Here is a 9881-nt window from a genome sequence, read left to right as displayed (position 1 = left end):
TTGGCACTGGCTTTTCAAGCACCCTGTTGAGTTCTCAAAGAACAACCGCACACCATCGTTCGAACCGCTTTCGCGGCCCGCCCCCGGGGCACTCGTTCAACTTTACTCGCTCGTTTTCCGTTCCGTCAAATCCGCGTTTCAAGCGAATTTCACGGCTCGAACTCCGGTCGAGCAACCCGCAGAACATTACACGACGCTGGGCCGTGATCAACTCTCCGGGTTTTGGCAGGACGGCCGCTGCGCTGGGCCCTGACTTCTGGCCCCGCTTGCTCGCCCGTTTCCCTGCCGGCTCGTAGAACTTTACCCGGCCGCCCCCGCAACGCCAAATCGACCCCCTCCCCCAACCGTGGCGTGTGTGGCCGATGGGTTCACGGTCGATAACTGAGCCGAAATTGCATTCTCGGTACATCAACCACTACGCACCGTAGATCAAAGAAAGGGATCAGGCCGGAAAGCTGGCCCACACATGCTTGGCGGCGCTGTCCCGGTACCAGCCGACCTCGATCGCGAAGGTCCGAGCGAGCAGCAGGCCGAGCCCACCCTGACCGAGGGGCCGCTCGACGTCGAACTGCGGTTCCCCGTCGAGATCGTGATCCGACGCGTCCACCACCAGAAGGTCGCCCACCCGGGAAAGGCGCACCTCGACCGGTGGCCGCCCGTGCCGGAGAGCGTTCGTGGCCAGCTCGGTGGCGACCACGGCGATGCGCTCCGCCACGTCGTCCTCATCCAGCGAGCCCGCACCCCCGACCGGGAGGTCCGCGCCCCCGGCCAGTCGAGGCAGCCCATTCCCGGCGCCGCCGAGCTCCTCGACCGCCTGACGCAACGCGGTCCGCAGATGCCGCAACCCGTGATAGCTGTCGACCGTCCATCGGCCCAACTCGGCAGCACCCTCGTGCGGCACCGAAGCGGGGAGCGCGGTCATGGCGTCCATCCTGCCCGTTCCCCCGTGATCCGCACTGGTCCGACCAGCTCACTTCCGGTATCGCCCAGGGGGAGATTCCCACAGAACAAGGAAGCCGGCCCGGGAAAAATCCGAGTCGGCTTCCTTGTTACCGGGGAGGGCTAATCAGAGCGAGTCCGCGGCCAGCTGGCCGCGCAGCTTGGTCAGGGCCTTGGTCAGCAACCGGGAGACGTGCATCTGCGAGATGCCGATCTGGTCGGCGATCTGCGACTGGGTCAGGTTGCCGTAGAACCGCAGCGTCAGGATCTTCTGCTCGCGCTCGTCGAGCGTGGCGAGAGCCGGGCCGAGGGCGACGCGGGTCTCGGCGATCTCGTACTCGTGGTCCTCACCGCCGAGCGTGTCACCCAGCTCGGTGTTGCCGTCCGCGGAGATCGGGGTGGAGAGGCTCGTCGCGTTGTAGGCACGCGCGCCCTCCAGGCCCTCCAGGACCTCTTCCTCAGTGATCCCGAGGTGCGCCGCGATGTCCGGCACTGTCGGGGAACGGCCCAGCGAGTGGGTCAGCGTGCTGTTCGCCTCGGTGATCGCCAGACGCAGCTCCTGCAACCGGCGCGGCACCCGCACCGACCAGGTCCGGTCCCGGAAGTGGCGCTTGATCTCACCGATGATGGTCGGAATCGCGTAGCCCGCGAAGTCGACCCCACGCTCCGGGTCGAACTTGTCCACCGCCTTGATCAGACCGACGGTCGCGGTCTGGATCAGGTCGTCGGTGGGCTCGCCACGACCGGAGTACCGGTGGGCGAGGTGGCGGGCGAGCGGAAGCCAGGCCTCGATCGCCCTGTCCCGCAGCGAGGCGCGGGACGGGTGGCCGGCCGGCATGGCCGCGAGGGCGCTGAGCAGTTCGGCCGCGCTGTCCGCCGGAGCCGCGGCGCTGGCGGCAGTCGACGACGGCACCGCCGTCTTCGTCTTCGTCTCGGTCACGGTCATGTCGTGGTCCTCCCTGACACCTTCCCGGAGAGCCGGCCCCTGTTGGGGCCCGTGTCGGTTAGGGCGTCCATATCCAGCGGACGACGTCGACTAAACGTCGGCCGGGCACACTTGGCCGTTCGGTTACGCCGACTCTAACTGACAGGCCTAGAGATGACTAGCCGAAAGTATGAGTCATTTACCGTACCAATGAAGGGCAATTCGGGTATTGGCCTGGCAAGATCGCAGGTCAAAACTCCGGAATGGGGTGAGCGGCGACACAGGATTCGCCGAAAAGGTCCGACACTGGCGGGGGAACAGGTCCGTGTGGTGTCGCTCCCCGGTGGCGCTACCGTGTAGCGGATGCCACCTTCTGCCGAGCTCCCTGGGTTTCTGGACAGCGTTGCCCCGATCCTGGACCGCTGGGGCTACCTGGCCATCGGTGGCGTGATCGGCGTGGAGAGCTTCGGCGTCCCCGCGCCCGGGCAGACGATCATGGTGGCGGCCTCGATCTACGCCGGCGCCGGACGGATGAACATCTGGTTCGTCGCGATCATCTCGTTCGTGGCAGCGGTCGTCGGCGACAACATCGGCTACTGGATCGGGTTGCGCGGCGGCCGCAGGGTGGTGCACCGCTGGGGGAAGTACATCTTCGTCACCCCCGAGCGCCTGGAACGCGCCGAGAAATTCTTCGCCCGCCGCGGCAACCGGATCATCGTGGTGGCCCGGTTCATCGACGGCCTGCGGCAGCTCAACGGCGTGATCGCCGGCATCACCAAGATGCCGTGGCGCACGTTCCTGCTCTACAACGCGATCGGCGCCGTCCTCTGGGTCGGCTGGTGGTGCACGGTCGCCCACCTGCTCGGCGTCCACATCGTCAAGATCATGGCGCACGCCCACAAGTACACCTGGGTGGCAGTGGTGGTCATCGCGCTCGCCATCGGCGGATACGCCTTCTGGCACGTCCGGCACATCCGCCGCCGCCGCGCACGCCACGCCGCCACTGTCGAGGAGAGCAAGGCCTGACCCCCATTGGGTACGGGTTGAGCCCGTCCCCAGACGCAACGAAGGCGGTTCCCACCGCCCACTGCGGGAACCGCCCTCGTCTCCTATCCCCTGAACAGAGTCCTCAGGTGCCCTGCGACGGTTGCGCCGCCGGCGCCTGACCGCCGGGCGCGCTCTGCTGCCCGTCCTGCTGGGTGCCGTTCTGCTGGGCGCCGTCCTGCTGCCCGGGCCCCTGCCCCGCGCCGGGAGAAGCCGGCACGGTGGAACTGCTGTCCCCGCTGAGAGCCGCCGTCACCCCCGCGCCCACCCCGGCGCCACCGAGCGCAGCCGCCACCAGGGCCGTGACCAGCGCGACCTTGGGATTCTTCCGAGCCCGCCGCCCCTCACCGCGATCCCGCGACCAGGTTTGCGGCTCTGCGGAGGGATCACCGGGTGACCCCGCCCCGGGCTCACCGTGTGCTCCCGGCGACGGGGAGGCGGGCACGGACTGCGGATAGCCGGGCGCGGCGGTAGCCGGCATCGAATCGGCGACGCCGCTCCACGACGGCGGCACCGAGTCGGGCACGCGCGCGTTCACCGGTTGTCCCCACGACGGCGGAGCCACGTCCCGGGCCGGGCTCGGAGCGGGAGCCTGGTGCCAGGAGATGCGGGTGTCGTCGTTCCAGCCGGCGCCGGGGTCGTCCGGCGGGGACGCGGGCGGCCAGGCGCCGGGGGCATTGCGGGGATGCGCCGTGGGCGGGCGGCCCGGAGCGTACGGATCGTGCTGAGTCATCGGAGCTCCTCGGTTGTGTGCGGCGCTACCGGAAGAAAGACTGACCAGTTGGGCTATGCGGATCCTGTGCGGCCCTTAGGCGCGGGATATCAGAGCAGGACATGACTGACGGAAGAGTTGAGATGCGGCGGTTCACCTTCGCGGGGCACACCTGCGTGATCACCGGGGCTGCCGGCGGGATCGGCGCGGCGCTCGCACTCGACCTCGCGAAACGGCGCTCGGCGCTGGCCCTCGTCGATCGGGACGCGGACGGCCTGGAACGGGTCGCGGCTCTGGCACGCCAGATCGGTGCGGCGGACGTTTCCACGTACCACGTCGATCTGAGCGATCGGGGCGACCGCCGTGACCTGGCCGCGGCGGTCTTGGACCGCCATGGCCCGGCCGATCTTCTGATCAACAACGCCGGGGTGACGCTGACCGGGACGTTCGAGCAGAACAGCATGACCGACATCGACTGGCTGCTGGAGATCAACCTGCACGCGGTGATCCGGACGACCAAGGCGTTCCTGCCGCAGCTGCTAAAGCGTCCCGGATCGCACATCGTCACCATGTCCAGCCTGTTCGGGCTGCTCGCGCCGCCGGGGCAGGTGGCGTACGCGACGAGCAAGTACGCGGTCCGCGGCTTCACCGAGGGGCTGCGGCACGAGCTGGGACCGCGCGGTGTCGGGGTGACAGTGGTGCATCCGGGCGGCATCCGCACCGGCATCGCGGCGAATGCCCGGGTCAGCGGCCTCGACCCGGAGGGTGAGCAGGCCGCGCAGGCCCGCCGGTTCGCCGAGGCGGCGCTCACCATGCCGCCCGAGGAGGCGGCCCGGCAGATCGTGGCGGCGATCCAGTCCCGCCGGCCGCGCCTGGTGATCACCCGCGAGGCGAGGGCCGGCGACTGGCTGACCAGGATCGCTCCGGCCCGGTACTGGGCGATCAGCGAGAGGGTGGCCCGCCGGTTCCAGTGATTCTGCCCGTCTCAGTGATGGTGAGGAACCTGGCGAACCGCGCATGTGCCGCGCCGCCGACGGTGGTGAAGTCGCCGCCCGCGTCGATGGATCCGGCCTTCTGACCCGTGCCGAGGACCCGGACGCCGATCACGCCGTTCGCCTGCGGCGCCCAGCCGGTCAGATGCCCCTTCTCGGTGACCGCGGCGAGTTTCACCCGTGGCTCGGAGCCGTCCAGGCAGGCGCCCTTCGGCCCGTTGCGCGGGGTCAGGCAGGCCCGGTCGAAGTGGCCGCCGACGTAGGTGACGCCGTGCCGCCTCGCGATCGCCACCGCGTCCCCGTCGAAGACCCGTTGCCAGCGCATCGAGCCGTCCCGGGCGAACGCGATCGCCCGGCCACCCCGGCCGCCGGCTGCCGCGTAGACACCGCCGGCGTCGACGGCTATCGCGTTGACCTCGGCGGCCACCGCCGGCCGGAAGTACCGGTCCAGGGTGCCGGCGCTGCCACTCACCGCGGCCAGGCGCAGGGTGTTGCGCACCCCGTTGACCCGGTGGAACGCGCCGCCGAGGAAGACCTCGCCGCCCCTTGTCGCGAGAGTGCGCACCCGGTCGTCGGCGGTCGGCCGCCAGCGCTCGTCCAGCCGCCCGGTGTCCAGGTCGAACGCGGCGAGGTTGCGGCGTTTCACCCGGTCCACGGTGCTGAAGCTGCCGCCCAGGTAGAGACGTCCGTGGCCGGCCGCCAGCGCGTACGGCGTACCGCTCACCTCGTGGCTGAACGGATCAACGGTTCCGCTGATCGGGCTGAGCCGGGCGAGCGAGTCCCGCCGGTGGCCCGAGATCGCGTGGAAGTCGCCGGCCGCGTAGACGCCGTCCCCGGCCGTCGCGAGCGCGCGTACCGTCGCGTCCGCGGCCGGCGCCCAGTTCAGCAGCTTGCCGGTCCGCGAGTCGAACGCGGCCAGCCGATGCCGCGGATAGGCGCGCCCGGCCCAGGTCGCTGTCGTGAACGCACCACCCACGTACACGGTGTCACCCCGGTACGCGATCGCGTGGACCGTCCCGTTGAACGCGGGGGCGCCGGCGGGCGCCGGGGCGGACGGAACGGACGGGAGGGACGGGAGGGACGCGATCAGGAGAGCGGCCAGCAAGCGCACATAGCACTAACCATCCCGGCTCGGGGAAAGTCGCGCCGTCCGGCCCGGATCGAGGTCCTCGACATGCAGCGGGTCGGCGCCGAGGGCTGTCGTGTCCGGTTTCCGCAGGCCCAGCATGGTGAGCCACGCGACGAGCTGCCGATGAACGGCGTCCGGGCCGTCCAGGTCCCGGGCGATCGGCCAGCCGGACGGGTGCACCAGCACCGCGTCGGTCTGCCAGCCGCCGAGGCCGCCGTGCGAGCCGACGAGTTCCTCGAACGCGGCCACCTCGTGCGTGACCGGGTCCACCGCGCTGATCAGCACGAGGTCGCCGACGTGGGCCGCGCTCTGGTGACGCAGCAGGTCGGGGCAGGCGGACGGCCCGTACGGCAGGAGCGGGTCGGTCCCGGTCACCGTGCCGTCGCGGAGCCGGTGGGAGCCGGCCGTCCCGTACGCGACAGGCCCCTCCTCGGTCTGCACGACGACCAGGCCGATGCCCGGGTGACTGGCCAGCCCGTCGATCAGCTGGGGATAGACGTGATCGATAGCGGACCGGTTCAGCCGGCGCGGAAAGCGAGTCAGGTAGATCATCGACAGGTTGCCGGAGGACACCACGAGCAGCGGCGTGGCAGGTGGCGGAGTGTTCTCCGGCTCGACCTTGCCCTCCTCCTCGGCCGGCATCTGCGGGCCGGCGGCACGGTCGGATCCGGCCAGCCGGTCGGCCACCTCGGCGAGGGTCTCGCCGTACCGCTGGCGGAACGTGGCGCCCTGGCTCTGCCCGTGGTCGGAGAGCACCACCAGGTGGTAGTGGCGGGCGGCCTCCGGCGCGAGTCGTTCCAGGACGCCGAGCATCCGGTCCAGGCTCTCCAGCTGGCGCATCGACTCCGGGCGGGCCGGGCCGGCGTGGTGCGCGACCTCGTCGTAGTCGACCAGGTCGCAGTAGATCGCCGGCACGCCGCGGGCCATCTGCTCGGCCATCAGCGACACGTTCACGTCGCGGAGCAGCATCGACGCCGGTCGCAGGGCCAGGAACGCGCCGGACCGGCTGACCCGGGGTTGCAGGTTGCGCCGCCGCTGGAGGCGGGCCTGGTGCAGCTCGGTGAAGACCTCGGCGACTCCGAGAACGAGGGCGCGGGTGAAGCCGTACGGGGAGGCCATGAACGCGGCCCAGCCCCGGGCGGACCGGCCGGGCAGCGCCGCGTGGCTGACCGTCAGCAGGTTCGTCGCCGCGTCCCCGCTGAACGCGTTGCTGATGCTCACCCCGCCGTCGCGGAGCAGGCCCCGCCCGTCGCTCAGCCGGGTCTCGATGATCGCCGCATCCCGCGGGCGGTTGGAGACCATCAGCTTGCCGGTCTCCTTCTCGTACCAGCGGAAGCCGGGGATCTGCCGGCTGGCGCCGTGCAGGATGCCGGCCTGTGACGCCGGGGTGGTCGACGGCAGGCCGGTGTGCCAGCCGCGCATCGTGTGGGTGCCGGTCCGCAGCCAGTGCCCGAGCGTCGGCAGGTTGCCGGCCCGGATCGCCCAGCGCAGCACCGGCTCGGCGACCCCGTCGAGCTGCACCATCAGCAGGCCCGGCTCGGCGCCGGGTCGCGGCCGGCGAAAAGTGATCAGCGGTCCACCGGCCCGGCGGGCGGCGCGGCGCCGGACCCCGCGCATCAGGCGGCGGGCCTCCCGGACGAACGTGTCGTCGCTGCCGCTGTCCGCCATCCAGTCCAGCAGGGCGGCCACCACGACCGCCAGGATCGCGGCGGCCACCAGCGTGGGCAGGCCGCTGATCTGCTCGGCCGGGTCCAGCTCCAGTGCGATCACCATGACCGCGACCTGCGCGACCACGCCGAGCAGCATCGCTCCCCACCCGCCCAGCGCGGTGATGCCGAGCAGCAGCAGCGGGCGCAGCACCGCGCCGACCACGGCCACCAGCACCACCAGGCCGAGGATGTCGAGAAGATCGGTGCTGGCCACGCCGGGCATCAGCCAGAGAGTCAGCGTGAGCACCACGAAGGTGGTCAGCGCACTGCGCAGCACGGCGCGCATCCGATTGAGGACGCGCCGCCAGGCGAACAGGGCACGCACTTCGGTACGCCAGCTCAGTGCCACTGCTTGACGATTGCACAGCGGCGCTTGTCATGACCCACGACGTCGTGAACGACACGTTCGAGTGGTAGAGGGGCGGTATGGCGGGTATGGCGGCTAGCTTCGGCCCGGTGCGCTTGGTGTCAGCGTTGCTCGTACCCGTACTCCTGCTCGCCCTGACCGCCTGCGGAGGTGAACCGCGCCCATCGCCGTCACCCACCCCCGACCAGCGGGTGGTGGCCGGGTACTTCACCGAATGGGGGGTCTACGGCCGCGGATTCCGGGTGAAGAACCTGCAGGCGAGCGGCGCGGTGCGCCGGCTCACCCATCTGAAGTACGCGTTCGGCAAGGTCGACGGCGGCCGGTGTGCGGTCGGCGACCCGTGGGCGGCCCACCGCAAGCCGATCGAGGCCGCCGACAGCGTGGACGGTGTGGCCGACCGGCCCGGCGCCCCGCTTTTGGGCAGCTTCGGACAGCTGCGCAAGCTCAAGGCGGCGAACCCCGGGCTCAAGGTGCTCTGGTCGTTCGGCGGGTGGAGCGGCTCGGCCGGATTCACCCGGGCCGCCGCCGATCCGGCCGGTTTCGCCGCGTCCTGCCGCGCGCTGATCAACGATCCCCGCTGGTCCGGGCTGTTCGACGGCATCGACGTGGACTGGGAGTACCCGAACGCCTGCGGTGTCTCCTGCGACTCCAGCGGGCCGGGCGCGCTCACCGCCCTGCTCGCCGCGCTGCGCGCGTCGCTCGGGGCGAACGCCCTGATCACCGCGGCGGTGCCGGGCGACGTCGGAAAGCTGCGGGTCACCGATTACGCCGGGGCGGCACGGTACGCGGACTGGCTCGGCGCGATGACGTACGACTACTTCGGCGCGAGCACCGGACCGAACGATCGCCGGACCGCGGCCCACTCCGCGCTGAGCGCCTATCCCGGCATCCCCCGGACGGCGGCCACCACCGAGTCGACCGTCGCGGAGCTGCTGGCCCTCGGTGTCCCGGCGGCGAAGGTGCTGATCGGGGTCGGCTTCTACGGCCGGGGCTGGACCGGGGTGGACGGCGCCGAACCGGGCGCCACGGCCACCGGGCCGGCGCCCGGCCGCCACGCCAAGGGCATCGAGGACTACCACGTGCTGGTGGACCGCTGCCCGCCGACCGGGACGGCCGGCGGGCAGGCGTACGCCCGGTGCGGGGCGCAGTGGTGGTCGTACGACACCCCGGAGACGATCGCCGACAAGGTCGCCTTCGCCCGGCAGCGGGGTCTCGGCGGCCTGTTCGCCTGGGAGCTCTCCGGCGACACCCCGGACGCCCAGCTGCTCACCGCGCTCAGCCGATCCTGACCCAGACGTTGTCGAGCACGCCGTTGAACTGGTCGTTGTCGCGGTAGGCACCCTTCGCGCCGATGCTCAGCGGCCGGTTGTTGCGGACCGACAGGGCGGCCGGCACGCTGGTCCAGCCGTACGGCACCCCGTCGACGTAGATGTCCAGCCGGTCGCCGGTGCGCTGGCAGCGGATCCGATGCCAGCGCCCGTCCGCGGTGCTGATCCGGCTGCGGGCGATCCGGATCGTCGGCCGGAACTCGTCCACGAGCACGCAGCTGGGATGGCCGGCGGCGCCGTCGATCTGCAGTTTGTACTGGCTGCTGGTCCGCGAGTAGCCCTTCTGCAGGACGTTCTGGCCGGTGCTGGTCTGTCCGGGCGGGAGCAGGACGTCGGCGCCGTAGGACAGGTCCCGGCTGCCCGGATTCAGGTCGGCCGACGTGGTGCTCTGCAGCACCACGTGCGGGCAGGCCGTGTCGGTGCACTTGCCGGGAAAGGCGAGGGCGTTGCCGGGTCCGTGCGCGACCGGCCGCACCCGGCCGCCGCCGAACGAGAGGACACGCAGGTGATGGCCGTTGCCGGACTCGTCGACGGTCGCGGTGGGCCACCCGTTGAAGCCGTAGTGGGCGGTCACCAGGGACGCCGGTTGATCTTCCCGGGCCGGTTGATCTCCGCGAGCCGGCTCGTTTCCCTGGGCCGGCTCGTCTCCGCGAGCCGGTGCGGGACCGGCGACGATCGCGGCAACGAGCATTGCGGCGAACATACATCGCATAACCGAATTATCGGACGTCGGGCT

General features: G+C 71.0%; 10 protein-coding genes. 4 read left to right on the top strand and 6 right to left on the bottom strand.

Translation table 11 applies throughout. The annotated features are described in order from the left end of the window. Window positions 1–253 (top strand): hypothetical protein (locus tag AB0F72_RS13385; RefSeq protein ID WP_360429913.1); only part of this gene is annotated, 253 nt, incomplete at its 5' end. Between the two features lie 189 nt (window positions 254–442). Here the strand turns inward: AB0F72_RS13385 and AB0F72_RS13380 are convergent. Both AB0F72_RS13380 and AB0F72_RS13375 read right to left on the bottom strand, forming a co-directional pair. After that, on the bottom strand, window positions 443–922 hold the full coding sequence (locus AB0F72_RS13380; RefSeq protein WP_360429911.1) for an ATP-binding protein: 480 nt from the start codon (window positions 920–922) through the stop codon (window positions 443–445). A 144-nt stretch (window positions 923–1066) separates the two neighbouring features. Then, complete coding sequence (locus tag AB0F72_RS13375) at window positions 1067–1885, bottom strand: RNA polymerase sigma factor SigF (RefSeq protein WP_360429909.1); 819 nt, start codon at window positions 1883–1885, stop codon at window positions 1067–1069. A 342-nt stretch (window positions 1886–2227) separates the two neighbouring features. Between AB0F72_RS13375 and AB0F72_RS13370 the strand changes: the two genes are divergently transcribed. Continuing rightward, window positions 2228–2890 (top strand): DedA family protein, encoded by a 663-nt coding sequence (locus AB0F72_RS13370; protein ID WP_360429907.1) that lies wholly within the window; start codon window positions 2228–2230, stop codon window positions 2888–2890. A gap of 103 nt (window positions 2891–2993) precedes the next feature. Here the strand turns inward: AB0F72_RS13370 and AB0F72_RS13365 are convergent, their stop codons facing one another. Beyond that, a complete protein-coding gene (locus AB0F72_RS13365) occupies window positions 2994–3641 on the bottom strand; it encodes a hypothetical protein (RefSeq protein WP_360429905.1) in 648 nt (215 codons plus the stop codon). A gap of 101 nt (window positions 3642–3742) precedes the next feature. On the opposite strand from AB0F72_RS13365, the gene AB0F72_RS13360 reads away from it, so the two are divergent. Continuing rightward, the gene (locus AB0F72_RS13360) at window positions 3743–4594 is read left to right on the top strand and encodes an SDR family oxidoreductase (protein ID WP_360429903.1); all 852 of its coding nucleotides are present in this window, start codon (window positions 3743–3745) and stop codon (window positions 4592–4594) included. On the opposite strand, the gene AB0F72_RS13355 is transcribed toward AB0F72_RS13360, so the two are convergent. Next, the gene (locus AB0F72_RS13355; protein ID WP_360429901.1) at window positions 4563–5723 is read right to left on the bottom strand and encodes a hypothetical protein; all 1161 of its coding nucleotides are present in this window, start codon (window positions 5721–5723) and stop codon (window positions 4563–4565) included. The two genes, AB0F72_RS13360 and AB0F72_RS13355, sit on opposite strands and share 32 nt — an antisense overlap. Before the next feature lie 6 nt (window positions 5724–5729). Beyond that, window positions 5730–7799, bottom strand: coding sequence for an alkaline phosphatase family protein (locus tag AB0F72_RS13350; RefSeq protein ID WP_360429899.1), 2070 nt, complete (start codon window positions 7797–7799; stop codon window positions 5730–5732). A 107-nt stretch (window positions 7800–7906) separates the two neighbouring features. On the opposite strand from AB0F72_RS13350, the gene AB0F72_RS13345 reads away from it, so the two are divergent. Then, window positions 7907–9106, top strand: a complete 1200-nt coding sequence (locus AB0F72_RS13345) for a glycosyl hydrolase family 18 protein (RefSeq protein ID WP_360429897.1) — start codon at window positions 7907–7909, stop codon at window positions 9104–9106. Here the strand turns inward: AB0F72_RS13345 and AB0F72_RS13340 are convergent. Continuing rightward, a complete protein-coding gene (locus AB0F72_RS13340) occupies window positions 9093–9836 on the bottom strand; it encodes a LamG-like jellyroll fold domain-containing protein (protein ID WP_360429895.1) in 744 nt (247 codons plus the stop codon). The genes AB0F72_RS13345 and AB0F72_RS13340 overlap by 14 nt on opposite strands. Window positions 9837–9881: the final 45 nt, after the last annotated feature.

The sequence above is a fragment of the Actinoplanes sp. NPDC023936 genome (genome assembly GCF_040639325.1).
Taxonomy (GTDB): Bacteria; Actinomycetota; Actinomycetes; order Mycobacteriales; family Micromonosporaceae; genus Actinoplanes.
This window is presented reverse-complemented; position numbering and strand designations above follow the sequence as displayed.

What these genes read in the sequence shown, in the direction of transcription:
- AB0F72_RS13380 (WP_360429911.1), bottom strand. Translation starts at nt 922, where the DNA reads ATGACCGCGCTCCCCGCTTCGGTGCCGCACGAGGGTGCTGCCGAGTTG.
- AB0F72_RS13375 (WP_360429909.1), bottom strand. Translation starts at nt 1,885, where the DNA reads ATGACCGTGACCGAGACGAAGACGAAGACGGCGGTGCCGTCGTCGACT.
- AB0F72_RS13370 (WP_360429907.1), top strand. Translation starts at nt 2,228, where the DNA reads ATGCCACCTTCTGCCGAGCTCCCTGGGTTTCTGGACAGCGTTGCCCCG.
- AB0F72_RS13365 (WP_360429905.1), bottom strand. Translation starts at nt 3,641, where the DNA reads ATGACTCAGCACGATCCGTACGCTCCGGGCCGCCCGCCCACGGCGCAT.
- AB0F72_RS13360 (WP_360429903.1), top strand. Translation starts at nt 3,743, where the DNA reads ATGACTGACGGAAGAGTTGAGATGCGGCGGTTCACCTTCGCGGGGCAC.
- AB0F72_RS13340 (WP_360429895.1), bottom strand. Translation starts at nt 9,836, where the DNA reads ATGCTCGTTGCCGCGATCGTCGCCGGTCCCGCACCGGCTCGCGGAGAC.